Genomic DNA, 25,533 nt, shown 5'->3' with positions numbered 1-25,533 from the left:
TTTACATCATTTATGGGTCACGCTCTTTGCCCATGTATCACCAATAACCTGAACCAAAAGAACCAAAATCAGGATAAGTAAGGTTGCCAAGAAGGTCACATCATTAGAAAAGCGATTGTAGCCATATGCGATGGCTGTGTTTCCTAATCCTCCTGCTCCAATCGCACCCGCCATAGCTGTTAAACCAATCAAGGAAATAATCGTAACGGTAGATACCCGAATCAAACTACCAAGTTCTTCACGAAGATAAACTGTAAAGACGATATCCCAGAAATTAGCGCCTACAGTCTGTGCTGCTTCGACCGTCCCTTTATTTACACTTTCTAAAGCAACTTGAACTTGACGTGCATAAAAAGGAAAGACACCAAGTGTCAAAGGGACCAAAGCTGCTGTTGTTCCAATCTGTGTACCCACAATTTTTTGAGTGACAGGAGCAATAATAGCAAGTAAAACGATAAAGGGTACTGCACGGAAAATTGATGTAAACTTATCCAAAAAAGAGTAAAGTGCACGATGAGGCGTAATCCCTCCTTCGTTAGTCACAACAAGAGCGACACCAAATACCAGTCCAAGAAGCCCACCAAAAAGCCCTGACCAAAAAACCATAAAGAGTGTTTCTATGATTGAAGTCACCCAACCTGTATCTCCGTGTAAACCTAAGGCTACAACATTTGGAAAAAGTTCTGTAAACCATGCTGTCATTTATTTCACCTGCGCTTTCAATACTGTAAACTCAATATTTTGGCCTGCCAAATATTCTTTAGCAGCCAAACGATTTTCTTCTGTTCCTTTTAGAGACACGACTAAAGAACCAAAACGTGTATTTTGTAGAACCTCAACATTCCCATAGAAGATATTCGTTGAAACATCAAATTTGCGGGTAATTTCCGACATAGCTGGTTCTCCTGATTGATTGCCATAATAAGACAAATAGATCAGTTCTTCATCGTCTGCCAAGTCACTGAATGTATCATTTTCAGTCAATGAATGAATAAAACGAGAGACATTCGATGTGGTATCGATGAATTGTTGTGTCAGTTGCTCTTGAGGATGGGCAAAGATTTCTAAAAGGTTATTTTGCTCAATCACTTCACCATTCTGCATAACTGCAACTTTATTGGCGATTTCTTTCACGACATGCATTTCATGAGTAATTAAAACGATAGTGAGACCCAAACGTTTTTGGAGATCCTTCAACAAGTCCAAAATTTGATTAGTTGTTTTTGGATCCAAAGCAGATGTTCCTTCATCAGAAATCAAAATTTCGGGATCATTCGCCAAGGCACGCGCAATAGCTACACGTTGCTTTTGTCCACCTGATAATTGGGCTGGGTACTTTTCTTCAAACTCTGACAAACTAACAAGATTAAGCAAGTCACGAATTTTTTCTTCCTTCTGTTTATCAGATAAAGGGCTATGTAAAAGCGCAAATTCGATATTTTCAAAAACCGTTTTTTCATTAAGGAGGTTGAAATGTTGGAAAATCATTCCGATTTTTTGACGTTCTTTACGGAGCTCTGCCGTCTTAATTTTAGCTTGATCCTTACCATCAGCTCCCGCTTTAAAAAGAACCTTGCCATTGACTTTCACCTCACCAGCACTTGGTTTTTGCAGAAGATTAATCGTACGGACAATCGTTGACTTGCCAGCACCTGAGTAGCCGATAATTCCAAAAATATCGCCTTTTTCGATATGGATTGTTGTATCTTTGACTGCATCCACCTTATTTTTCTTGGTCTCATAGGAAACTCTGATATTATTTAGTTCAATAATTGCCATCTTCTTCTCCACTATTTATGATTATTTCAATTTCAAATTCCAAGCAGGAATTGTTCCTTTTTCAGGGTACAATTTTGCAAATAATTCTTCTGTTTCTTTGGTTTGATAGGCTTTAACGACATCTTTGTAAAGTTGATTGTCTTTATCGTCTTTTCGTGCCACAATAATGTTAATCCATTGTTTTGAATTTTCATTTAAAGGTTCCGTTGCAATAACTTCCTTGTTTGTCAAACCTGCAGGAACTGAAAAGTCATTATTTACAACTGCTGCATCAACTGAAGACAGGGCTGAAGCTGTTTGCGACCCGTCCAATTCTTTGATCGTCAAATCTTTTGGATTTTCAGTAATATCTTTAACTGTGGCCAAAGCTCCAGCCTTTGTATCTAACTTAATCAAGCCAGCACTTTCTAAAACGTAAAGGGCTCGACTTTCGTTAGAGGTATCATTAGGTACCGCAATTGTTCCTTTATTAGGAATCTCCTTCACATCTGTATGTTTCTTCGAGTAAAGACGAATTGGTGAAACTAAGATATCGCCAATGGGTTGTAAATCAGCATTATTGGCATCATTCCATTCTTTAAGGAAAGCGTAATGTTGGAATGCATTAATGTCCACATCACCATTTACCAAGGCTGTATTGGGTTGGTTATAGTCCGTGAAGCGGACAAATTTGAGATTGATACCGTATTCATCTTTTGCCGTCTTCGCTACCGAATCCCAAATCTCAGTACTCTCTTTTGAACCTGACATAATACCGACCTTAACGGTTTTATCTTCAGCAACATCCTTCTTGAAGAATGAGAAGTAGCCGATAAGTACGACAACGACGAGCGCTACCACAGCAATAATTTTGTTTCTTGTTTTCTTTTTCATAATAAGTCTCCCCTTTATTAACAATAATAATAACAGTATAGTCAAAAACAAAAAAATAATCCGCCTCTATAAATAGAAACGAATTATCGTGGTACCATTCTAATTTCACGTAAAATACCAAAAAAGGATGTCTTACGTCTTGCTAATTATCTTTGGTGACAAGCAAGACTGCCCCAAAAATAATGTGTTCAATAACGAGAACCACTCCGTTAACAGTTTATTTAGAAAGTAAACTCACTGTTACGCGATTTCTAGGCCATTTTCAAAGTTTCCATTAGTCTTGCTCTCACTAGCTGCAAGCTCCCTGTGCTAACTTTCGCTTTTACTCTCCTAGTCGCTTTCTTTGCTTTTTGACTATGAATTTATTCTATCAAATTTATTTTCGGTTAGCTTTACAAATTTTTAATGTCCACTTTTAAAATAATAAAACCCTCATCCAAAGATGAGGGTTAATCGGTCATAATCCGCTATTAACATTTGTGGCTAAAGCCCTAACTGTTTGACGGAAAGTCCTATTGGAATTTTCCTAGGCGTATTAAGATTATAGATACATGATTTTGAACAAAGCGACAGCGGCAAGTGCTGCAAGGATAGGTGCTGTAACAGGTACCCATGAATACCACCATTTACTGTCCCCTTTGTTTTCACCTAAAATAGATTTTGGTAAAAGTGAGTGCAAGATACGTGGGCCAAGGTCACGTGCTGGGTTCAAACCAGGACCTGTAGGTCCTCCAAGTGAAGCAACCAATACGAGCACGAGGAAACCAAGGACAACGTGGCTGATTGCTGCTGATGAAGCTGCACCTGATACTGATGCTGCGATTTGTCCAGTAACATCTGCACTTGTTACATCTGCACCTTGTTGCGATGCGTAGTTTGTCATCCAGTTGATTGATTCAACACCACGATAAAGTTTTGTTAAGCCCATCGCTCCAAAGAAGAGGACGAATGATCCAACAAACTCGTTCAAGAAACCATTAACCAAGGCACCTGTATGTGTAGTGATTGTGCCATCATCAACGTTATCGATTGTTGAGAAAGTTCCTAAAATAGCATTTGGATTTTCTGTTTTGAGATAGTAAGGGCGATAAACCATTACGACGATCAACTGACCAAACATCGCTCCAAGAAGTTGAGCAAGAATATAGAATGGCACTTGTGCCCAAGGGAAAAATCCTGATGCTGCAAGTCCAAGTGTAAAGGCTGGGTTGATTTGAGCTGTGACATTACCTAAAGCTACGGCTGGTAACATTACACCAAGTCCGTAACCCCAAGCGATAATCAACCAAGATTGACCAAAGGCTTTTGTACCTTTAAGTTCAACGTTCGCTACGGCACCATTACCCAAGATAAGCAAAAGGGCAGTACCAATAAATTCAGTGAGATATTTCACTGTCCATGAATAGTCCATGAATTCCTCCAAGTAATAAAAATTAATGACAAAATAAAAACGAGATTAACTAATGTTAAACTCTTTTGTTATACATAGACATTATAGCACGTTTTTTTTATTTTGGCTAAAAAGATGTGAATTCTTGAACAGAAAATTTGTTTGACGAGAGAAAAGGGGAGAAACGGCTTCATGTAAGCGATTGCTCTTGTATTTGAAATTAAAAATAACAATATTTTATAAAGAAAAAAAGACTGAATCCAGTCTTTTTAGCTAATATAATCCTCAAAATATTCTGAGTTGTAAACCATAATCCTGTTATCAATAATATCAATAATTTCTTCCGTTTTAAGATCTCGGATAATACGATTTACGCTATTTCGTGTTGATATGCCACAAAAACCGGCAATGTCTTCATTTGTTACTGGAAAATCAATCAGAATACCGTTTCTTTTCTTTATCCCAAATTCGTTGATTAAGCTATTGATACAGGCGCAAACTGCACCTTTTTTTCCATTGATTGTCATCTTTTGCAAGAGTTCTAAGTTCATGGCTAATCTTCTTTGATAAAAATCATCAACGATGCGGAACAAGGTCAGATCACTCATTACCCATTTCCAAAATTCTTGACGTTGCACGCGATAAAAACTTGCTTTCTCTGACTCGACCCGTACATTGAAAAGAGCTGAGATACCATTTTCTTGCTTTTCTTCGAGCAAGGAAACAAAATCCGGTTCTGTTACATAAGCAATATTAAACTCACGTCCATCCCTCATAATATTGCTGATTTTAGCTACACCTTCTTTAAGTATATACACATAATCTGACTCAATTCCCTGATACATCACGTAGCTATGCCGTCTTTGAGTCACAACATTTACTTCTTTTTCTTCCAGTAATCGCAGTAAATATTCTATAAATTCTTTTGTCATCTTCCTTTTTTATTCATCTACTCCTTTAATACAACAGTTATTATACCACCATTTAAACTTGTTTATTAAAATAATGGCTTCAATTTTATATTAAAGTTTTTCTACTCTCCTTACTTATTTTAAAAAAATGTACATACTTTGTCGCTAACATTTGTTACTCTCTGTCTTAGGCAGAATTTTTTCTAGCTCGCTTCGCTCCCTGCGTATTATCATTCTAATTTGCTAAAGCAAAAAGAATTTAAGGTTGTTCACAACTCGCTTCGCTCCCTACGTATTATCATTCTAATTTGCTAAAGCAAAAAGAATGATAATAAAAAACATGCCTCTAGCATGCCTTTAACATTTTATTCGTCCTCTTGGGTAATTGTACGGACATGGAAGGCAAATTTGCCATTGTCTGTAACCATAAAACCATTATTATCCACAACATGCTGAATGGCTTGATCCATGCTGTCGAACTCTTTTATAATACTGTGCGAATTTGCTTCCCCCATAAAGTTTGGTGTTGCTTTTTCCTCATATGAAGAAATCCCACTGAATTTGAATTTCATAATTATTCTCCTCTCTGTTTTGTTCTTCTTTACTCCTTCATTATAGCACTCTTTTTATCTACTGCTCAAGTAAAGCCTTTTTCTTTTTTGCTTCTTCACGTAAGATATGTGCCAAAGCAGCAAAGGCTCTTTTCTGATATAATGGCTATAATAGTGTATCGAAAGGAAGATATTGCATGAAATTTAATCACTTTTCCATCGTTGAAAAAACCTTTGATGAACAGCTTATTGAGCTGGATCATCTCGGCTTTACTTGGTCTGTTTTTTGGGAAGAAAAGAAAATCCTTAAAAACTTTTTAATGGTTGCACCTGTCGACAGTGAAAGCATTCAAGCGACACCGACAGCCTCTTTCCAAGAATTCCTAACTTCAGATGAAGCACTCACATGGAATATCTTTTGGACGGTGAGTTTGCAATTGTTGGGATTTGTACCTAATTTTGAGTTTCAAGTGGACCAAGCAGAAGCTTTTGCAAAATCTGTAAATCTACCGATGATCGATGAGGAAGCACTCCACAGTGAAAACCTCATCAGCGCACTTTACCTCCTTCTTTGTAGTCGTCGCAAAAACGGGATGACATTGGTTGAACATTGGGTATCTGAAGGTTTGCTTCCTTTAAGCAATACTTACCATTTTTTCAATGACAAATCGCTCGCTACTTTTGATACTGCAAATCTGATACGGGAAACAGTCTGGGTCGAATCTAAAGTCGATACTTATCGTACTGGAAAAAATGATTTGATTAAAGTACAGATTATTCGTCCCGGATTCGAGGGGCAATTGCCAGCAGTCATGACCGCAAGTCCTTACCATCTGGGGATAAATGAAATCGCCAATGACAAACAATTGCACGACATGAATGTATCTTTAGAAGAAAAAGCGCCTGGAAAAATCAAGGTTACAACACAACTTCCTACTCTTCCAGACTACGAAAAAGAACCTGCCCTAGAAGCTACTCCTAAAACACCCACTCAAAAGTTCACGCACGGTTGGACTTATTCACTGAACGATTATTTCTTAGCGCGTGGTTTTGCTTCACTTTATGTTGCCGGTGTCGGAACTTTAGATTCAGATGGTTTCCAAACTTCAGGTGATTACCAACAAATTTATAGTATGACTGCTGCAATTGACTGGCTCAATGGTCGGGCGCGTGCTTTTACTTCTCGCAAGAGAACACAAGAAGTGACTGCAGATTGGGCCAACGGCAAAGTCGCGATGACTGGTAAATCCTACTTGGGTACAATGGCTTATGGTGCAGCAACTACCGGCATTGATGGTCTAGAAGTGATTTTAGCCGAAGCCGGTATTACCTCTTGGTACTCTTATTACCGTGAAAATGGCTTGGTCCGCTCACCAGGCGGCTATCCCGGTGAAGATTTAGATGTTTTAGCAGCATTGACTTATTCGCGTAATCTTCAAGGTGCTGACTTCCTTGCGCATAATACGCAATATGAAGCTCACCTTTCTCAAATGCTTGAGTCTCTTGAGCGATCCACCGGCGATTATAACCAATATTGGCACGATAGAAACTATTTGCCACAGGCAAAAAATACCAAGGCAGATGTTCTGATTGTGCATGGTTTACAAGACTGGAATGTTACACCAGATCAAGCCTATCATTTTTGGCAAGCTCTGCCGAAAGAAACGGTTAAACACGCCTTCTTACACCGCGGTGCTCATATTTATATGAACAATTGGCAATCCATCGACTTTAGCGAAACCATCAACAGTTATTTCACCGCTAAGCTCTTAGATCGCAAGTTGACTTTGAACTTACCTCCTCTTGTTTTACAAGAAAATGGCAAAGCCCAAAGTTGGACAGGGGTAGCCGACTGGGGCAGTGCAGAAACGGTTAAATTGCCACTTGGCAAAACAGCAGCTTCTATCCTAAAATTTGACAATCATTACGATGAAGAGATTTTTAAGGCTTACAGCAAAGATTTCCATACTTTCAAAAAAGATTTGTATGAAGGCAAAGCTCAAACAGCTGTGGTTGACTTAGAAGTAGCAGAAGACATGATGGTGAACGGTCAAGTCGAGCTGAACCTCAAAATCAAAGTCAATGACAGTAAAGCCCTTCTCTCTGCGCAACTTCTTGACTTTGGTAACAAGAAACGCCTCTCAGAAAACGCACAAACTCTGGACTTGAAAGCTCTGGACCGTGGCCGTAATTTTATGCTGGAAAATCTGATGGAGATTCCTCTGGTGGATAGCCCTTATCAACTTATGACTAAAGGCTTCCTCAATCTGCAAAACCGTGAGGATTTGCTTACAATCAGTCCTGTCGAGGAAAACGAGTGGCTGACCGTAAACCTTAAACTTCAGCCGACGCTTCATCAGCTGGAAAAAGGTGACAAGCTCCGTCTCTTGCTTTACAGTACAGACTTCGAACATACCGTACGAGATAATCGTGAGATGACTTATGAAGTAGACCTTGGTTCGTCTAAGATTATTCTCCCTGTAAGTAACAAATAAAAGAAAAATACTCAAGTTTAAAGAGCTTGAGTATTTTTTATTTTAAGAAATCCCTTACTTCAAAGACTTTCTTAAATTTTGATTTTTTTCTTCTTGTATAATACAAAACCTGCACCAAGAAGGAAGATTAGACCAGAAGTCAAGAGCCATAGCCCTAAGTTATCTCCGACAATCGGAAGACGTGGTTTTGGTTTATTAACCAACTTACCGGCATCAAAGACACCCGAGCCATCTTCTTCTGCAATAGTGACATATTGCGGTGTCTTATCTAACTTGTAGCCGGATGGCGCTTGGATTTCGACAAAGCGGTATTTACCTGGACCTGGTACAGTAACTGTTACCAATCCGTCCGCGTTTGACTTCACATTTTGTGCTACAATTTCTCCATCTTCGGTTTCTACCTTAAAGACAGCACCTTGAAGTGGATTATCTTGTTCATTAACTTTCAGAAGTTGGATAGCATAGTGATGTGTTGGGGGTGTTGGAGTTTCTGGATCGACTGGTTTATTTTCCATCGTTCCAGCATCAAAGAGTGCTTGCTCTTCACCTCCCATTGTTACCTCTTGTGGCACTTGACGTGGCTCACTATCTAAGATAAAGCCGTCTGGTGCTTCTGTTTCGATAAAGCGGTAGAAACCTGCTTTGTCTACATCAGTACTCACAAGACCATCTGCTTTAGATTCCAAATCTTCTCTGTAAGTTTCCCATGGACCATTCTCGTTTTCACTGTATTCAACCTTGAAGACGGCACCTGCTAGATTTTGACCGGCTTCATCTGTCTTACGAAGTTGGATACGAGCATTACGTATATTGACCATATTTTCAGCCTCAAAGAGGGCTTCGCCTGTATCTCCTATCGTAACTTTTTCTTTCACTTGACGTGGAGTGCTATCAAGGATAAAGCCGTTTGGTGCTTGTGTTTCGATAAAACGGTAGTAGCCTTCTTTTTCGACAACCGTCGTAACAAGACCGTCTGTTCCAGAAGATAAACCTTCCTCGTAAGTTTCCCAAGGTCCATTTTCGTTTTCACTAAATTCAACCTTGAAGATAGCGCCTGCTAGGTTTTGACCGGCTTCATCTGTCTTGCGCAGTTGGATACGTGAAATAGGTGCTTCTTTCTCATGGTTAATCATCGTTCCAGCATCAAAGCTTGTTTCCCCTGTCTCGCCAACATTAACATAAACTTGGCGTGGGCTACCATCGGTGACAAAGCCGGATGGCGCTTGCGTTTCAACAAAACGATAGTAGCCGTCTTTTTCAACATCAAGTTTGACAAGACCATTATTACCAGAAGTTAAGGCTTCCGCAATGGTTTCCCAAGGTTCATTGCCGTCTGCACTGAACTCAACCTTGAAGACAGCGTCAGCGAGGTTTTGACCCTCTGCATCAATCTTACGCAATTGAATACTTGCGATTGGTCGGTTTGCCATATCGCCAGCAGAGAAGAGGACTTGTCCCCCTACACCTGCGGTTACATGGACTTGACGTGGTTCGCTGTCTAAGACAAAGCCAGCTGGCGCTACTGTCTCAATAAAGCGGTAATAACCATCTTTTTCGATATCTTCAAGCTTGACAAGACCATCGTCGCCAGAAGTTAAGTTTTCTGCAACAGTTTCCCAAGGGCCATTTTTGTTTTCACTGAATTCAACCTTGAAGACAGCTCCTGCTAGATTTTGACCTTCCACATCTGTCTTACGTAGCTGGATACTTGCGTACGGACGGTTAACCACACCATCAACATTAAAGATGGTATCTCCAGTTTCTCCTGCATTAACATGAACTTCACGTGGTGTACTATCTAAGACAAAACCATCTGGTGCTTGCGTTTCAATGAAGCGATAATAACCATCGTTTTCGACATTAAGGCCGAGATAACCACCTGCTCCAGTTGTCATACCTTCTGCATAAGTTGACCAGTTATCCGTTTCAGCCGCTCTATATTCAACCTTGAAGACAGCACCTGCTAAGCCTTCACCCTCCACATCTGTCTTATGAAGTTGGATACGTGCGGTGAGTGTGTTGACCATATTAGGGAAGTAAATGGTGTCTGTGTTCCCATCTACCACTTCTCGCTCCTCGCTATAAGGATCATCTGGGAGTTGGTAGCCTCCAGGAGCTTGCGTTTCATGGAAACGATAGCGTCCTGGTTCAGTGACCACATAACGTACTAAACCATCACTATTTGACTGAAGACCTTTGACAAGGATTCTCCAATCACCTGCACCTCCATTTAATGAGGTATCGAAGACTTCCAGATCAAACTCTGCACCAGCGACATGATTGCCATATTGGTCAACCTTGGTCATTTGGAGCGGATAAACGGGAGGAAGCGGTGGTTCGATAGGTTCCGCAGTGAACACGTATCTGTTGACGATATTAATGGTAACATCGCTATTTCCGATAAGTCCCGGGACATCGAAATGCCAGATTGGGTCAGGCATTCCAACTTCTGCTGCACCGTTGATAAAGGCTACAGCTTCAAGTCTCCAATTTTCAATCTCATAGTTATGTTCTTGAATGGTGTAACGGCCCGGTGGTAGTTGGTCCGCAAGGATGATTTTTTCATCATTGAGAATCTGCGCTTTCGTTAAGCGACCAATTTCATCCCCATTGTCGTTAGTCACAGTAAGATAGAAGTCATCTGGAATGCGATCAAGCGGGATATTTTCAAACGTTTTACTCAAATCCAATGAACCTAGTTTTTGGTAAAAGTTATCAAATCTAAAGCTCACATCTTCTGCTGCTCCAATCGTCACCGTTACAGGTTCCAATCCTTGACCACTGCCAAAGTTATCTTGGTTTCCTGCTCCAAGCTGACGATAAGCCCAAGTGCTGTTGGAGAGGATATAGCCTGCATCTTTGGCATTATCCGCGTTAAGCTCACTGATTCTGTACTGCCCTTCATGGATACCGATGAAGGATCTTCCTGCTATAGCATCTGCTCGGCTCACTCTTGTTTCATAATACCCCGTTGTTGTATTAAGAGTCCATACATCTCCGTTGCCCGGTTGTGGGTTTCCATCTCCAAGATACTCGATAAGAATTTCAAAGTCTTCTGGATAAGTGTCCGCTGGCAAGCCGTGGAAGAATTTCATAATACGTAAGGAAGGTGTATTAAGTTGGGGTTGCACATAAACATTGACAAAGCTTGCTGTGGCTACACCACCCGGTATTACGGTTACGGTTTGGTCAAACTCTCCCGGCATATGTGTATAACCTGGGTCAGCCTGCTCAACATCTCCGCCCGCTTCTTTGATGGTGTAAACGCCTGCTGGCAGATATTCTGGTAAGTCAAAGTGCCATTTGCCATTTTCTAGTGTAAACTTATCTGGGTCAAAAGTCACTGTTTCCTCAAAATTATTTGGACCTGTGATTGTAAAGGTCAATGGTCGGAGTGTAACGCCAGCTGGTATAGCTCCATCAGAGTTGACACGGTTACCATTTTCATCAAGGAAAATAAATTCTTTTTCTAGTCTGATTTGTCCATAGTAATCAAGAGCAAATGTACCGTTATTTCCCAAGAGATTGGTAACAATACGCCCATCTTGTCCTGCTGGAGCTGTTGGATCTGCTTCGACCAGTTGTCGGCTGACATGAGCTTTGGTATTTGTCGGATTGGCAGTTTTTCCTACAATTCTTGCACCATCAAAGTTATAAAAGGGATTTTCAGTAGACGGCTCAAAAGTTGCAAAAGAGCTGTTTGCGTCATTATCCCAGTAGTTAGAGAAGAAGTTTGTTGGGAGGGCTTCTCCTGCAAGTAAAGCTTCTTCTACGCGTGCTTCATCTAAACCAACATTGAATCTTGCCTGTATAGGTGAAGTGTTCCCTGTAATACTAACTGTTCCATCTTCGTTCTGCTGAACTGTACGTTCAGGAATGAGATGCGCAGGAATGCTCCAATGCACAAACTGATCCTTGGCTTGGAGTTCTCTATAACCTGACTTATGCTCTGCTGAACCATAGTCTGAGGTAAAAGTATGATCTATGAGTGCCGTATGAACAGTAAATAGGAGACCGCTCACATTATTTACTGCAGAGTCGACTTGGTTTTCAATTTCGCCCCAGACAGGGTAAACCTGTGCCTTCGTCGCTGCTCCGTCAGCAGTAAGACCGATATAGCGCCCTTGGTCATTTGTAAAATAAGTAATGACATTATCTGGGCGATTATCAAGTATCGCTCCTGCTGTTGCAGCATCAATAAAGTTGCCGTCAGGAAGACGGATTTGCTGTGTTAATGTTTTAATAAAATCTTCACGATGTGCATCAACCTCTGAAATATTATAGGTAAATGTTCCACCATTTCGTGCTGGGAACTCGATATTAGTCAGACCGTCAAAGCTCATGTATTTTCCCAAGACATCAGAGAAATCCAGTGTACCTGCACCCAAGTTTGTGCCGTTCCCATTTCCGCCTAAGATTTCGCTGTTCCCTGTATCTTGAATACTGTTGGTAATCGAGATAAAGGCATCGCGCAAGGTTTGTAAGTCATCCGCTTTGAAAAACTCATCTGCATAAGCAATGTCCGTTGTTGAAAGTTCTACAGAAGCGTTATTTCTGATATTAACTGTACTCTTAGTGTTATTCCATTGATATGTCCCAAAGGCTTGTCTAAATTGCGCTTGGAAGTTTCCTGTTGCACCATTCGTAGCAAAGTTATTAAAGAGTGTTGTTAAGGTTGGTGTAGCAGCTGTTGGTCCTGCTGATGTCCCAGTCAAGCCCATCTGATGACGAACATTTGGTCCGACCTTGTCTGTATTCTCCGGCGTAGGATTCAATGTTGCACTGATTAAGTTTTGACCGGCTTCTGTGTCTTGTTTTCCTAAAGAGATACTAAAGAAGCCGATATCTGCTGCAGGTTGAGTTGGTGCATCGCCTGCAACATTTCCATTTGGAAAATAGTGATTAAGGACTGTTTTGCCACGATAGGCGGCTGTCAAGGCTGTCATTACAGCTAGACCTTGCTCACCATAACTACCATCTCCATAGAAATCACCGTCGCTCGCTACGAGTTGATTACCATTTGGACCAACAGTTACTGGAGTTAAAGCATCAAAGTCAAAGTCAGGACGACCCATGGTTGGTTCACCATCGGTCATTAGGATAAGATTAGGACGACGTGTTACTCTTACTGGATTTTCTTCTTCCCCAGCATCATTTGTCACAGGAACCTCAACTTGTTGGTCAGTTACGTTTTCCAGAATACGACTGGCTTCACGAATTCCCCACTGGGTTGGCGTTGAACCTTGTGAAACAAAGTTATTAACTTTAACTTGTCCACCTGAACCAGTTACAGCAGTTGCCACAACATTGACTTGGGAGTTCCCTGTCATGGTAAAGAAAGCACCATTACTGTTAGGGTTATATCTGCCGAGAGCAAAAACATTTTCGACACGGGCAAAACCACCTGTACGGCCACCATAAGCTACTACAGCTACACGATTGAGCGGGTTAGCATCTTGCAAGATACCAATAGCTTCATTAAGCGCATCAACCAGAAGAGCGATACGTGAACGTCCTGCGCCAGGATCGACACGAGTCATACTTCCAGAAACGTCAATGGTAAAGACAGTATCCGCAGGAATTTGATAACCGGCACGTATAGGTGCACTTTGTGCCAAAGCAGAGAGTGTTACTTCAAACTGATCATCGTCCAAGCTGCCGAGGTCGTGACGAACTGTTTTGTCTGTCCAGATACGTCCATCATGAGCGCCAGGAACATCCGAGAATCCCATGTCTGCTAAGCTATCTGTATCAGGGTCTGAAACCTTACTGTCTTTAGCGATGTCCCAAGGAAGACCTGCTGCATTAGGCAGAAGCTCTGTCATGGCAAAAGGTAAGCCACGCTCCTTATCTGCGATATTGCCAACTTGCTTCTTAGAAGTTGAACTTTCTTGTTCAGGCTTTGTTTCCTTTTCAGGTTTGGTTTCGGCTTCCTTATCAGATGTTTTCTCATCATCTGTTGGTTTTTCTTTATCTGTTTCTTCAAGCTTAATCGGAAGAGTGAGCACTTGATCCCCTAGAGTGACTTCAATCTCTTTTCCATTGACTAAAGAATCTTTCACAACGTAAAGTTTCAAAGAGAAATTTCCCTCGCTCTGCTCCGTTAAGTTTAAAAGCACTTTATTATCTTCCAACTTATAGCTGCCTTCTGTAAGGCCGGAGATATTTTCTTCTGTTGTGACGTTCTCAAAGTCTGCGCCTTTCAAAACGATGGTTTCAGGTTGATTATCTTCCGCAGTACCCTTTTCAACCTTTCCTTCTACAATAACAGTTTGAAGATTCTTTTCATCTTCCCACTGCGCCTTGTTCAAAGTCGTGCGACCGTTTTTTTCTTCCTTGTCTATGGTTTCTGCGATAGCTAATGCTGGTAGCAAGGCTTGAACCACAAGAGAGACGATCATAAGTAAGCGTACGACTTTGTAGAGTCTTTTACTCTTCATCCAACTTTACTCCTTCTTAATATTTTCTCAACGCCTATAGGATAATTTGTACACATTTTTAACCTAAAAGACACATTATACACACTAAGTTTAACATAAGTTTACTTTTTGTCAAAGTTTTTTCTTTGATTACTAAAAAGAAGCAAATAAACTTTATTGTAATCTTTCTGTAACTTTACACTAAGATATATTTTTGAAGGAAAATTATAGCTGTGTCTTAAAATTTATAAGTTTGCTATAATAAAGCCATGTACTCATCATTCAGTTACGAGAGCTATGGCTTGCCTCATCAAGTCTTAAGGCTTAAAGAGAAGTGTCAACCAAGTTTACAGCCCCAAGAACTTCTTGTAAAAATGCTTTATGCTCCGGTCAATCCTTCAGATTTAATCCCAATGACCGGTGCATATGCGCACAGGATAAGCCTTCCTGCTACTGCAGGCTATGAAGGGGTTGGTCTTGTCGCAGATGTTGGCTGCGCACTTTCGCGCAAACTTATCGGTCAACGTGTTTTACCCTTGGAAGGGGAAGGGACTTGGCAAACTTTTGTCAAATGCCCTATATCTCATGCATTTTTTGTTCCTGATACTCTTGATTTGATTTCCGCTAGTCAGCTTTACATCAACCCTTTGACAGCTTGGCTTCTATGTACAGAAGTTCTTGCATTAAAACCTAGTCAAAAACTTGCTGTAAATGCTGCTGGTTCTTCTATTGGTCAAATCTTTGCCCAACTTTCACAAATACTGGGTTTTGACTTTATCGCTATTACACGCGACAGTAAAAAGCACCAGCTCCTAAAGGAGCGCGGTGCTCAGGAATTACGTACAGACTTGGTTAATCTCGAAGTAGATGCTGCCATTGATTGTGTCGGTGGACAGGATGGGACAGATTTGGCTGCTTGTGTCCGATCGGGTGGAAAGTTTCAAGCTCTTGGGCTCCTTTCGGGCGAACAGGTCAACTGGGGAAAAATAACCGAACTACCTATTGACATCGGTATCTTTCATCTGCGGCATTGGAATGCTAAACTCAGTCCCGAAGAGTGGCAAAAAATCATGCAGACTCTGGCTAACTTGGTTGCTGATAGACGTTTACTCCTCAACCAAGCCGTGGAAATCACCCCTTATGACCAGCTCATCTCGTCTTTAAAATATCCGCAAAAAAACAAACGGTTAATTTCATTCATACAAAAAACGCACGAGCTATAACTCGTGCGTTTATTACTTGCGGCTTTTTATAAAAACTGTGCCATATGTTCAAGGACTTTTTCTTTGCCTAAAAGAGCGATTGTTTCAGGTAATTCTGGGCCGTGCATGCTACCAGAAGCAGCGATACGAATTGGCATCCAAAGATTTTTTCCTTTAACTCCTGTTTCTTTTTGCGTTTCTTTGAAAAGCGGGAAGATGTTTTCAGCAGTAAAATCTTCTAAGTTTTCAAGTTTCGCGCGGAAAGTGCCTACCGCAACTGGTGAAGTTTCCAATTCCATCATTTGACGGGCTTCGTCTGTGAGTTCTGGGAATTCACCAAAGAAGAGGTCTGTTAACTCCAGAATTTCTTCAGCATATTTCATTTGTGGTTTGTAGAGCTTAACCAGTTCTTCAGCACGCGCATCAAAGCGTCCAGCTTCTTCAAGGAAAGGTTTTGTCAATTCAAAAACAGGTTCAAACTCTGCATGCTTGATGTACTCGTTGTCCATCCATTCCAGTTTCTTTTGGTCAAAGGCTGCCGGAGATTTACTCAAACGTTTTTCATCAAAAAGTTTCACAAGTTCTTCCGGGCTGAATTTTTCTTGTTCCCCGCCTGGGTTCCAACCTAAGAGTGCGATAAAGTTGAAAATAGCATCTGCCATGAAACCTTTTTTACGGTAATCTTCGATAAATTGAAGCGTATTGGTATCACGTTTAGACAACTTTTTCCCTGTTTCAGAGTTAATGATTAAAGTCATGTGGCCAAAGACAGGAGCTTCCCAGCCCAAAGCTTCATAAACCATTAACTGTTTTGGTGTATTCGCAATGTGGTCATCACCACGAATAACGTGTGAAATTTGCATGTCATGGTCGTCCACTACTACAGCAAAGTTGTAAGTTGGGTAACCATCGCGTTTTTGAATAACCCAATCACCGCCAATGTTCCCACCTTCAAATTCGATATCGCCCTTAACCATATCTGTCCATTTATAAATGGCTGTTTCATTTACAGAAATACGAACAACCGGTGTAATTCCTGCAGCTTTGCGTTCAGCGATGTAAGCTTCTTTCTCAGCCTCTGACATCCCAGCATATTCATTGACATAATGAGGTGCAACACCTGCTGCTTCTTGTGCTTCATGATCAGCTTCAAGCTCTTCTGGCGTTTTGTAAGAGTAATAAGCCTTTCCTTCACTCAAAAGTTGATTAATATATTTTTGGTAAAGTTCCAACCGTTCAGATTGGCGATAGTTTTCATGTGTTTCAGGACTTTCATCCCAGTCAATCCCCAACCAACGTAAGTTTTCAAGTTGAGAACGTTCCCCATCTTCCACATGACGTTCGCGGTCTGTATCTTCGATACGAATGATGAAATCTCCATCATAATGACGCGCAAAAAGATAGTTAAAAAGTGCAGTACGGGCATTACCGATATGTAAAAGCCCAGTTGGTGATGGCGCATAGCGCACACGAATGTTATTAGACATAGTTTTCTCCTGTTAGTTTCGATCCTTTTTATTTTATCATATTATGAGCAATGTTTCTAACAGTGAGTCATTATAAAATCATACTGTAATTAAAGAAACACAAGCTTCATTGACTCGACAAGGAGGACCATGTTAGAATAGAGATATGACTAAAATTACATATGACAAAGCAAAAATCACAGACATTGATGATGTGATGCACATTGAAGAGACTTCTTTCCCAGCGGATGAGGTACTCTCACGCGCTTCAATGTTAGAACGTATCCAAGTCATTCCTGAGCGTTTTTTCGTCGCTCGAAATGAAGAAGGTAAAGTGGTCGGCATTCTTGTGGGCCCAACTTCTGATAAATGTTATCTGACAGACGATATGTTTGAAAAAACAGAAGCAAGTCTTCCGACTGACCGCTTTCAAATTATCGTTAGCCTTGCTGTAGATAGTGAATACCAAGGACTTGGTATTGCTACTTCATTACTGGATTTGATGAAAGAGGCTGCAGCTGAGGAAAGCCGTCAAGGCATCAGCTTGACTTGTGTAGAAAGCCTTATTCCTTACTACGAACGTTATGGATTCGTTTCAAAAGGAATTTCTGACTCACAACTTGCAGGAGAAACATGGTACAACATGGTTCTTCCTCTATAAAAAAACGCTGCTCAGGCAGCGCTTTTTTATTTAATTACTTATAACTTCATCAATGTCTGTGTAAACCATGTTATAGAAATCAGCAACAGGTTTACATGTCAACTTACCATGGTCTGCATTTAGTCCCTCTTTCAGACCTGAGTTAGCTCTCAAGGCTTCTTTATAACCTTTGTTTGCTATAGCTAAACCATTTGCGAGAGTTGCGTTATTTAAAGCTGCTGTCGAAGTTACAGGGACAGCACCAGGCATATTACCAACACAATAGTGGATAACACCTTCTTCTTCAAAAACAGGGTTGTCATGATAAGTCACATGAGAACTTTCACAAGTTCCTCCTTGATCAATTGCCACATCGACAATAACTGCACCTTTTTTCATCAATGGTAAATGTTCACGGCGAATAAGCTGTGGTGTAGCTGCACCAGGGATAAGCGCAGCTCCAATCACTAAGTCTGCTTTAGAAATCAGATCTTTTACCGTATGATCAGTGCTGTAAACCGTGTTTACACGCCCTTGATAGAGCTTATCAAGCTCAGTTAAGGCATCTAAATTCACATCGACTGCAGTAACATTAGCATGAAGCCCAACAGCCATAGCGACAGCATTACGACCAACAACTCCTGCACCACCAAGTACCAAAACATTTGCTGGAAGAACGCCAGTCACTCCTCCAAGAAGAACACCACGTCCTCCAAAAGGACGTTCCAAGTATTTCGCACCTTCTTGGACTGATAAACGCCCTGCAATTTCAGACATGGGTTTAAGCGCTGGCAGTGCACCGTTACGGTCGCGGATGGTTTCATAGGCAATCGCGACAATTTTCTTATCTAAAACAGCTTCTGTCAATGCTTTATCTGCTGCTAAATGGAAATAGGTATAAAATATTTGTCCCTCACGCATCAATGAATATTCTGGCTCAAGCGGTTCTTTGACCTTTATAATCATATCCGCTGTTTCATAAATATCCTCGGCAGTTGGTAAGATATTACAGCCAACTGCTGTGTAAAGTTCATCGGAATATGATGAGCCTTCACCTGCCCCTTTTTGAATATAGACATCATGTCCAGCGGCAACATAAGCTGCAGCAAATTCTGGTGCAAGTCCTACACGATATTCGTGTTTTTTGATCTCTGTTGGAACACCTATTTTCATCAAATTATCCTCCATATAGATATATGCTTCGGGGCTTTTCCCCTTTTTTGTTTGAAACCATAATACGACAAAAGCGAAAATGTAACCGCCTTCATAATTAGAATAACATTTCTAAAGTTTTATTGCAACTATGAACTTATACGTATTTTTTGTATCTGTGTAACAAAAAAGAAGTCTAAAAAGACTTCAATTAAATTCTATTATGTGGCTACCTTCTTTAAAGTTTTCATGAACCAAGGATTTAACCGTAAGTTTGATAATGGCCATATTTGCCGCATTTTCATGCACCTTCAGTAGATTAGGTTCCTGTTTAACACATTCTTTTGCTGCCGCTTCTTCTAAGACTTCGGCATACACATTATTCGAGGATAAACGCTCCCCCTTCTCTAAACTATCAAACCATGTAGTGAAAGAGACATCAGGATTTTCCTTAATGCTTTGTACTTTACGGGCATGCTTATCAGCTACCATGTAAAATATATTTTCTTCATGGACTGATTGGATAAAACTCATAATCGTCGTTGTTGATTCCCCATCTTTTGTTAAACAACTCAAAGCAAGGTAACCCGGAAGAAGTCCCAATATACGTCGTACTTCACCTCCTTGACCTTGAGCACCAACACTCGTTGCTTTTTTATTGGTTTTCAACACGGTCAAAAGAACCAAGGGCAAGGTTAGTACTGCATAGGAGATAAGTAAAGCTAGGATTAAAGTTAGATTTTTATTTTGCAAAAAATTTGTTGAAATAATACCAACAAGGACAAGTGCTGCTAGTACATAGATAAGAAAAAGTTGTAAAAAACGCTTAAAGTACATGTTTCTCCTTATTTTTGTTTAACTATTTTGGATGAACAAGCTCAGCAAAAATCATACGTCCTGCACTTGTTTGCAGAACTTTTGCAACCTCAACCAACACTTTTTTATCAATCATTTTGGCCGTATCTTCAATGACAATCATTGTACCATCTGGTAGATAGGCTACACCTTGCTGACGTTCAGAACCTTCACGAATGATTGTTACTTCAATCTGCTCCCCAACCACCAGTTGTGTCTTAACGGCGTTTGCAAGATCATTAATGTTTAGGACGATTACGCCTTGGATCTCCGCTACTTTGTTGAGATTAAAATCGTTTGTGACTAACTTCGCACCGATTTCGCTAGCATAGCGAAGCAGTTTAGTGTCAACCTCGCGTATGTCCTTATAGTCTTTATTAGAAATTTCAACATTGTCAAATTCTTTTAAGGAATTTACGAGATCCAAACCACGGCGACCCTTGGCACGTTTCAAGGGATCAGCACTATCTGAAATGAGCTGGAGCTCTAGTAATACAAAATTAGGTACAATTACTTTATCACTGATAAAACCTGTTTTTAATACATCCAAAATACGTCCGTCAATAACCGAACTTGTATCCAAAATCATAGCATGTTGAGCTGTAACGACTTCTTTGACCACGGGCTTATCCACTGCAGCGACTTCTTTACGTTTACGAAAAACGATTTTAAAGATTTCATCTCCTCGCTTATCAAAGACCGTATAGCCAAGATAAAGCAGACCAATGATCAGCACAAAGGAAATAATGTTGCTTAATACTGGTACCCCGAGTAAAGAGAGAGGAATCGTTAAAAGCACACCTACGGTCAGACCTAAAATAGCACCAATAAAATTAAATACCATTTTTGAAAGATTGACTCTCGTAATTTTTTGATCTAGTTTTTTCAATGCTCGCATCAGCAAATTGGACATAAAGAATGATAAAATAACAAAAATAATTGCTCCAATTAACCCATTTACAATTTCCTGATTAAAAGCATTTCCCTCTTGTCTAAAGAGGTCCCAAACCCAAGGGAGAGTAGTGATGCCTAAAGAAGCACCCACAATACCCATGAGAACATGAATTATCCAACGACGCATAAGACTTCCTTTCTGTACATAGCCTCAATTTTTTATAACTAAAAAGCTCTGTGTCAATTATATCACACATCATAACAAGATACTTGTTTGTCCTATTACGATTATGACATCTTGACTCACAAAGCTTTTTCTTAGCCAAACACTTTTTTCAAACATTCAGATAAAGTCGTCACGCCGATCACTTGCAAATTTTCTGGAATATCTACACCTGCTAAGCTATTCTTAGGCGCATATACTTTTTGGAAACCTAATTTACTTGCTTCATTGAGACGTTGCTCCATACGTGTGACACGTCGGATTTCTCCAGTTAGGCCAATTTCGCCAATAAAGCATTCACGTGCATCTGTTGGCTCTTCCTTATAGCTGGAAGCAATTGCCACAGCGACTGCCAAGTCGATGGCTGGTTCATCCAACTTGACCCCACCTGCAGATTTCAAGTAAGCATCTTGCTGTTGTAAAAGAAAACCGGCACGCTTTTCAAGTACTGCCATGATTAAACTCACACGGTTAAAGTCTAAACCGGAGGTTGTACGTTTGGCATTCCCAAACATGGTTGGTGTTGTCAAAGCTTGAATTTCAACCAATATCGGACGAGTACCTTCTAACGCACAGACGATAGCAGATCCGGTAGAACCCTCTAGACGTTCTTCCAGAAAGACTTCACTCGGGTTGGTTACTTCCACTAAACCACTGCCTTGCATTTCGAAAATTCCAATTTCATTTGTTGAACCAAAACGGTTTTTGACCGCGCGTAAAATTCGGAATGTATTTTGGCGTTCTCCTTCAAAATACAAGACGGTATCAACCATATGTTCCAACATACGTGGGCCTGCAAGTTGCCCTTCCTTGGTGACATGTCCGACAATAAAAGTCGCAATATCGTTAGTTTTGGCCAATTGCATTAATTCTCCTGTCACCTCACGCACTTGACTAACTGAACCCTGGGTACTCTGAATTTCAGGCGTCATGATAGTTTGAATCGAATCTACAATAAGAAAATCTGGCTGTAGACGTTCCACTTCATTTCGGATACTTTGCATATTGGTTTCAGCATAAAGATAAAAATCTGTATCAATGTCGCCCAAACGCTCAGCACGTAGCTTAATTTGTTGAGCTGACTCCTCCCCACTCACATAAAGGACACGCCCTCTTGAAGCAAGTTGTGTAGATACTTGAAGCAGTAGAGTCGATTTACCAATCCCTGGATCACCCCCAATAAGGACAAGACTTCCTGGAACGACACCGCCTCCAAGGACTCGGTTAAACTCATCTAGGTCGGTTTCCACGCGCGGTGTATCAAAAAGTTCAACCTGATCTAACTTCATGGGTTTAGAGTGCTCACCTGTCAAACTTACTCTCTGATTTTTTACCTCTTGGACTTCTACTTCTTCCACAAAGGAGCCCCAAGCGCCACAATTGGGACAACGTCCGAGTTTTTTTACTGATTTATAGCCACATTCTTGACAAAGAAAGGTTGATTTTTTTTTAGCTATTTTGAAGCCCTCATTTCTATTATTCTTATAGACTTTTATTCGTATTTTTGTTAAAATAATTATGGTTTAACTATAAGCCACTGTAGCTCAGTCGGTAGAGTTGGAAGCACTGCTTCCAATCGGTGGATAAGGGTTTGCAGAGCAAATCCTCATCTGTTGCTCTCTGACTGGGCGAAAGCACAAATATAGCCGCTGTAGCTCAGTCGGTAGAGCAACACCATGGTAAGGTGGAGGTCGATGGTTCGATTCCATTCAGTGGCATGAATAAATTTTAGCCTCTTAAGGCTTTTTATTTTACCCATTATTTGATTATAACATATCAAAAGACAGACTTCACTGACTGTTTTCTTTTCTCCTCAAAGAATTTTTCAATCCCTCAAATCCTCTTCCTTATGATAATTCAATACAATAAAAATGGTAGTTATAATAGCACTACCATTTTTATTGTATTTACTGTAAAGTACTTCTTAAAACGCTCTGTAAAGCCTATTTTGAGCTCTAAACAACACTATTGTCTGAGATATTCTTTTACATTTTTTACAAATTCTTCCTTGTCTTTTGAACGTTCCCAGACAGTTAAAATGTCATCATCCGTCATACTATGGGAATCAATACCTGCTTCATAAAGTGCAATACGTGCTTGACCTAAGTCCGTGGTGCTGCCTGATTCAGTTCTTACCGTATGGTCTGCTTCTGGAGCTTGGGGATCTGGAGACACTTTAGAAGCCTCTGTGCTGGTATTATCCTTACTTGTTGATTCTTGGTTTTTTTCTGACTTAGACTGCTCTACACTTGCATCACTTTTTGATGTTGCTGTATCGGATTTTACTGTACTTTCTTTGCTTTTACCTGCCACTGTACTGGAATCCTTTTGCGGTTGTTTATTGGTTTGCTGATTTCCACATCCAGATAAACCAAGCAAGCTGACAAGGAGTAGAGCTATTACTGATATTTTTTTCATGGTTTCCTCCTACTTAATCGCAAATACAGGACGGCCTGCATTCCAATCCATAGCATCTTGACTAGGACGTCCCCATAGTTCACGCAAAGTTGTTTTTCCTGAAGGATAGAATAGTTTTCCATAAGGATCGTTAATATTTACTCGACCATTAGTGTTGTCATAGTCGGAAACGACAACGGCATGGCCAATACCCACATTAATATAAAATATGAGAGGATATCCTGCTCTGAGCAAAGTTTCTGCTCGGTTGATATTACTGATAACTTCTACACTACGTCCATAAGCTTTAGCAGTATTGATCAAATCCTTCCCTGAGAGTCCAAAGCTTTCGTGACTAATCGTATCCGTTTTTTTAGCAACAATTCCTGGGTCAACATTTTGTCCATAGCTTCCCCGTAGAATCATAGCCAAGCTTGTAGGCACACACCCTGAAACTCCTACATTGGAGCCATTCAATCTGTTATTCTTCCATCTTGCATCCAGCTGAGAATAATATATTGGTTGATTAGCATGAGGTTGTGGTGCTGCCGGAAGTTTCTGATTATTTACTACAACACTATAGAAGCGATAGAGAAATGCGGCCATCTCTCCACGTGTGATATCCGCATCTGGTTTAAAAGATGTCGCTGTATATCCTGTCGTTATCCCTTTTGAACTTAGCCATCCTATATCATTTTTAAACATATGATTTTGGACATCCCAAAACTTTGGATTATATTTTGCAGAAGCAGAAGCTTTTCCTGATGCTTTTGCCATCCTGTGCAGAAAGGCCGCCATTTGTCCACGAGTTACCTTACCATTAGGATTATAGTGAGGGGCTGTACCATTAGATACTGTGGTCGCTGTCAACCAAAGGATTTGGTTTTTGTACTGACTAATGTCTGTATAAACATTGAAAGGTGCTTTATATGTTGGTGCTCCTGCTAAGCGGTGTAGAAAAAGAGCCATCTCTCCGCGTGTTACTTTTGCATTAGGGTTATAGGTGCTTGGCGTATAACCTGTAGTAATACCACGACCATAAATCCAGTTGATGTTATTTTTGAACATTGACTGTGAGATATCTCTAAAAAGAGATCCTGAATTTTTTACGGGTAATTGTTTAAGACTAACACCAACTCTGGGGAGATTTTTGCGTGAAAAATACTCTTGGGCAACCGACTCCTTGGCCACTTCCTTCTCACTGTTATTTTTCTCTGGTTTTTCAGTTGTGCTTCCTGGAGCTGTCCCGGTTTCTTCAGTCTCCTTATCTGAAGGGGGATTACTTTGATGGTCACTTTCAGAAATACTATCTTCCAGAGAGCTATCAGCAGTAGAACTATTTTCAGAACTTCCTTCTGAACTACTAGAAGCTTCGACCTCTTCTTGCACGTTGCTCGTTATTGGGACACTGCTGTCCACATTTGTCGCTGTAAGCTCACTGGCACTTACCAATATTCCTTGTGTGGACGATAAAACGAGAGCGCTAAGCGTGAGTAATTTTTTATATTTTTCCACAAATGCTATTCCTTTTTCTCATAAATTCCTATTCATACGTCCTTAACAAAAAAGTGTCTTCGTTATTTTTAAAATTATTCCACACTACAACAGACACTATATCCTCTCCCAAGTTCGTAGTCCTTGATTTGATTATATCATATCAAAGGAAAGAATTTTATATTCTTTTAATCCCCACACTTAAAAAAGCCTCTTTATTGAAAAGAGACCTATATTTTTATAAAAAAGCAAAAAAAAAAACATATTGAGTGAACTACCGAAATAAATATCTCGGTAGACAGAGCTAGACTAAGCAGTGCTACTCGACGTTTTTACGTCAACTCAAACACAGCGCCATCATCATAACACTCAATAAGTAATCTTATATAATATTTAAATCCGAACTCTCTTAAACAAGCTCGATGATTGCCATAGGGGCAGCATCACCACGACGTGGTTCAACTTTCAAGATACGAGTGTAACCACCGTTACGGCCTTCGTAGCGTTTAGCAATATCGTCGAACAATTTTTGAAGTGCAGTTGGGAAAGTTTCAGTTTCTTCGTTGAAATCTTTAATAGCGATTTCGTTACGAACGTAAGCTGCTGCTTGACGACGAGCGTGCAAGTCACCACGTTTACCAAGAGTGATCATCTTTTCAACTGTTTTACGGATTTCTTTAGCACGAGCTTCAGTTGTAACGATAGTTTCGTTGATGATAAGATCAGTTGTCAAATCACGAAGCATAGCTTTACGTTGTGAAGATGTGCGTCCAAGTTTACGGTAACCCATTT

At 40.4% G+C, this 25,533-nt stretch carries 18 protein-coding genes and 1 tRNA gene; 4 read left to right on the top strand and 15 right to left on the bottom strand.

Features of this window, described 5'->3' with window-relative positions; translation table 11 throughout:
- Positions 1 to 6: 6 nt before the first annotated feature.
- The 6 genes from P3G65_RS01345 to P3G65_RS01320 form a co-directional block, all read right to left on the bottom strand.
- Positions 7 to 702: a methionine ABC transporter permease gene (locus P3G65_RS01345; protein ID WP_019291410.1), complete on the bottom strand. Its 696-nt coding sequence runs from the start codon at positions 700 to 702 to the stop codon at positions 7 to 9.
- Entirely contained in the window at positions 703 to 1,779 is a 1,077-nt protein-coding gene (locus tag P3G65_RS01340) for a methionine ABC transporter ATP-binding protein (RefSeq protein ID WP_019291411.1), read from the bottom strand.
- 21 nt (positions 1,780 to 1,800) lie between these two features.
- Positions 1,801 to 2,652, bottom strand: a complete 852-nt coding sequence (locus tag P3G65_RS01335) for a MetQ/NlpA family ABC transporter substrate-binding protein (RefSeq protein ID WP_019291412.1) — start codon at positions 2,650 to 2,652, stop codon at positions 1,801 to 1,803.
- Positions 2,653 to 3,193: 541 nt separating this feature from the next.
- Positions 3,194 to 4,063 carry an aquaglyceroporin Gla gene (gene gla, locus P3G65_RS01330; RefSeq protein WP_003133793.1) on the bottom strand — a complete coding sequence of 290 codons (870 nt, stop codon included), beginning with the start codon at positions 4,061 to 4,063 and terminating at the stop codon, positions 3,194 to 3,196.
- Between the two features lie 248 nt (positions 4,064 to 4,311).
- Positions 4,312 to 4,974, bottom strand: coding sequence for a Crp/Fnr family transcriptional regulator (locus tag P3G65_RS01325; protein WP_019291413.1), 663 nt, complete (start codon positions 4,972 to 4,974; stop codon positions 4,312 to 4,314).
- Between the two features lie 344 nt (positions 4,975 to 5,318).
- On the bottom strand, positions 5,319 to 5,525 hold the full coding sequence (locus tag P3G65_RS01320; RefSeq protein ID WP_019291414.1) for a hypothetical protein: 207 nt from the start codon (positions 5,523 to 5,525) through the stop codon (positions 5,319 to 5,321).
- 176 nt (positions 5,526 to 5,701) lie between these two features.
- On the opposite strand from P3G65_RS01320, the gene P3G65_RS01315 reads away from it, so the two are divergent.
- A complete protein-coding gene (locus P3G65_RS01315; protein WP_019291415.1) occupies positions 5,702 to 7,999 on the top strand; it encodes a Xaa-Pro dipeptidyl-peptidase in 2,298 nt (765 codons plus the stop codon).
- Positions 8,000 to 8,070: 71 nt separating this feature from the next.
- On the opposite strand, the gene P3G65_RS01310 is transcribed toward P3G65_RS01315, so the two are convergent.
- Positions 8,071 to 14,439: a SpaA isopeptide-forming pilin-related protein gene (locus P3G65_RS01310; protein ID WP_195917653.1), complete on the bottom strand. Its 6,369-nt coding sequence runs from the start codon at positions 14,437 to 14,439 to the stop codon at positions 8,071 to 8,073.
- 248 nt (positions 14,440 to 14,687) lie between these two features.
- Here P3G65_RS01310 and P3G65_RS01305 point away from each other — a divergent pair, with 248 nt between their 5' ends.
- Entirely contained in the window at positions 14,688 to 15,641 is a 954-nt protein-coding gene (locus P3G65_RS01305) for a zinc-dependent alcohol dehydrogenase family protein (RefSeq protein ID WP_029346059.1), read from the top strand.
- Between the two features lie 26 nt (positions 15,642 to 15,667).
- Here P3G65_RS01305 and gltX read toward each other — a convergent pair whose 3' ends face one another.
- Positions 15,668 to 17,107, bottom strand: coding sequence for a glutamate--tRNA ligase (gene gltX, locus P3G65_RS01300; RefSeq protein WP_019291418.1), 1,440 nt, complete (start codon positions 17,105 to 17,107; stop codon positions 15,668 to 15,670).
- A gap of 145 nt (positions 17,108 to 17,252) precedes the next feature.
- Here gltX and P3G65_RS01295 point away from each other — a divergent pair, with 145 nt between their 5' ends.
- A complete protein-coding gene (locus P3G65_RS01295; RefSeq protein ID WP_019291419.1) occupies positions 17,253 to 17,747 on the top strand; it encodes a GNAT family N-acetyltransferase in 495 nt (164 codons plus the stop codon).
- A gap of 30 nt (positions 17,748 to 17,777) precedes the next feature.
- Here the strand turns inward: P3G65_RS01295 and ald are convergent, their stop codons facing one another.
- From ald to radA, 4 genes are all read right to left on the bottom strand, one after another.
- Complete coding sequence (gene ald, locus P3G65_RS01290; RefSeq protein WP_019291420.1) at positions 17,778 to 18,899, bottom strand: alanine dehydrogenase; 1,122 nt, start codon at positions 18,897 to 18,899, stop codon at positions 17,778 to 17,780.
- Positions 18,900 to 19,085: 186 nt separating this feature from the next.
- Positions 19,086 to 19,715, bottom strand: a complete 630-nt coding sequence (locus tag P3G65_RS01285) for a pyridoxamine 5'-phosphate oxidase family protein (protein ID WP_019291421.1) — start codon at positions 19,713 to 19,715, stop codon at positions 19,086 to 19,088.
- Between the two features lie 22 nt (positions 19,716 to 19,737).
- Complete coding sequence (locus tag P3G65_RS01280; RefSeq protein ID WP_195917651.1) at positions 19,738 to 20,814, bottom strand: PIN/TRAM domain-containing protein; 1,077 nt, start codon at positions 20,812 to 20,814, stop codon at positions 19,738 to 19,740.
- A gap of 131 nt (positions 20,815 to 20,945) precedes the next feature.
- Positions 20,946 to 22,307 (bottom strand): DNA repair protein RadA, encoded by a 1,362-nt coding sequence (radA, locus tag P3G65_RS01275; RefSeq protein ID WP_029345652.1) that lies wholly within the window; start codon positions 22,305 to 22,307, stop codon positions 20,946 to 20,948.
- Positions 22,308 to 22,495: 188 nt separating this feature from the next.
- On the opposite strand from radA, the gene P3G65_RS01270 reads away from it, so the two are divergent.
- Positions 22,496 to 22,568, top strand: a tRNA-Thr gene (locus P3G65_RS01270).
- A 247-nt stretch (positions 22,569 to 22,815) separates the two neighbouring features.
- Here the strand turns inward: P3G65_RS01270 and P3G65_RS01265 are convergent.
- The 3 genes from P3G65_RS01265 to rplQ form a co-directional block, all read right to left on the bottom strand.
- Entirely contained in the window at positions 22,816 to 23,268 is a 453-nt protein-coding gene (locus P3G65_RS01265; protein ID WP_019291424.1) for a hypothetical protein, read from the bottom strand.
- Between the two features lie 9 nt (positions 23,269 to 23,277).
- Positions 23,278 to 24,762 carry an S-layer homology domain-containing protein gene (locus tag P3G65_RS01260; protein WP_019291425.1) on the bottom strand — a complete coding sequence of 495 codons (1,485 nt, stop codon included), beginning with the start codon at positions 24,760 to 24,762 and terminating at the stop codon, positions 23,278 to 23,280.
- Positions 24,763 to 25,150: 388 nt separating this feature from the next.
- Positions 25,151 to 25,531, bottom strand: coding sequence for a 50S ribosomal protein L17 (gene rplQ, locus P3G65_RS01255; protein WP_003133776.1), 381 nt, complete (start codon positions 25,529 to 25,531; stop codon positions 25,151 to 25,153).
- Positions 25,532 to 25,533 lie beyond the last annotated feature (2 nt).

Source organism: Lactococcus sp. bn62, assembly GCF_029492705.2.
Classification (GTDB): Bacteria; Bacillota; Bacilli; order Lactobacillales; family Streptococcaceae; genus Lactococcus; species Lactococcus petauri.
The sequence above is the reverse complement of the archived record's forward strand: the minus strand, read 5'-3'. Positions and strand labels throughout refer to the sequence as shown.

Bases quoted from the DNA above. Each gene is read 5' to 3' on its own strand.
- P3G65_RS01345 (WP_019291410.1), bottom strand. From the start codon at position 702: ATGACAGCATGGTTTACAGAACTTTTTCCAAATGTTGTAGCCTTAGGT.
- P3G65_RS01340 (WP_019291411.1), bottom strand. From the start codon at position 1,779: ATGGCAATTATTGAACTAAATAATATCAGAGTTTCCTATGAGACCAAG.
- P3G65_RS01335 (WP_019291412.1), bottom strand. From the start codon at position 2,652: ATGAAAAAGAAAACAAGAAACAAAATTATTGCTGTGGTAGCGCTCGTC.
- gla (WP_003133793.1), bottom strand. From the start codon at position 4,063: ATGGACTATTCATGGACAGTGAAATATCTCACTGAATTTATTGGTACT.
- P3G65_RS01325 (WP_019291413.1), bottom strand. From the start codon at position 4,974: ATGACAAAAGAATTTATAGAATATTTACTGCGATTACTGGAAGAAAAA.
- P3G65_RS01320 (WP_019291414.1), bottom strand. From the start codon at position 5,525: ATGAAATTCAAATTCAGTGGGATTTCTTCATATGAGGAAAAAGCAACA.
- P3G65_RS01315 (WP_019291415.1), top strand. From the start codon at position 5,702: ATGAAATTTAATCACTTTTCCATCGTTGAAAAAACCTTTGATGAACAG.
- P3G65_RS01310 (WP_195917653.1), bottom strand. From the start codon at position 14,439: ATGAAGAGTAAAAGACTCTACAAAGTCGTACGCTTACTTATGATCGTC.
- P3G65_RS01305 (WP_029346059.1), top strand. From the start codon at position 14,688: ATGTACTCATCATTCAGTTACGAGAGCTATGGCTTGCCTCATCAAGTC.
- gltX (WP_019291418.1), bottom strand. From the start codon at position 17,107: ATGTCTAATAACATTCGTGTGCGCTATGCGCCATCACCAACTGGGCTT.
- P3G65_RS01295 (WP_019291419.1), top strand. From the start codon at position 17,253: ATGACTAAAATTACATATGACAAAGCAAAAATCACAGACATTGATGAT.
- ald (WP_019291420.1), bottom strand. From the start codon at position 18,899: ATGAAAATAGGTGTTCCAACAGAGATCAAAAAACACGAATATCGTGTA.
- P3G65_RS01285 (WP_019291421.1), bottom strand. From the start codon at position 19,715: ATGTACTTTAAGCGTTTTTTACAACTTTTTCTTATCTATGTACTAGCA.
- P3G65_RS01280 (WP_195917651.1), bottom strand. From the start codon at position 20,814: ATGCGTCGTTGGATAATTCATGTTCTCATGGGTATTGTGGGTGCTTCT.
- P3G65_RS01265 (WP_019291424.1), bottom strand. From the start codon at position 23,268: ATGAAAAAAATATCAGTAATAGCTCTACTCCTTGTCAGCTTGCTTGGT.
- rplQ (WP_003133776.1), bottom strand. From the start codon at position 25,531: ATGGGTTACCGTAAACTTGGACGCACATCTTCACAACGTAAAGCTATG.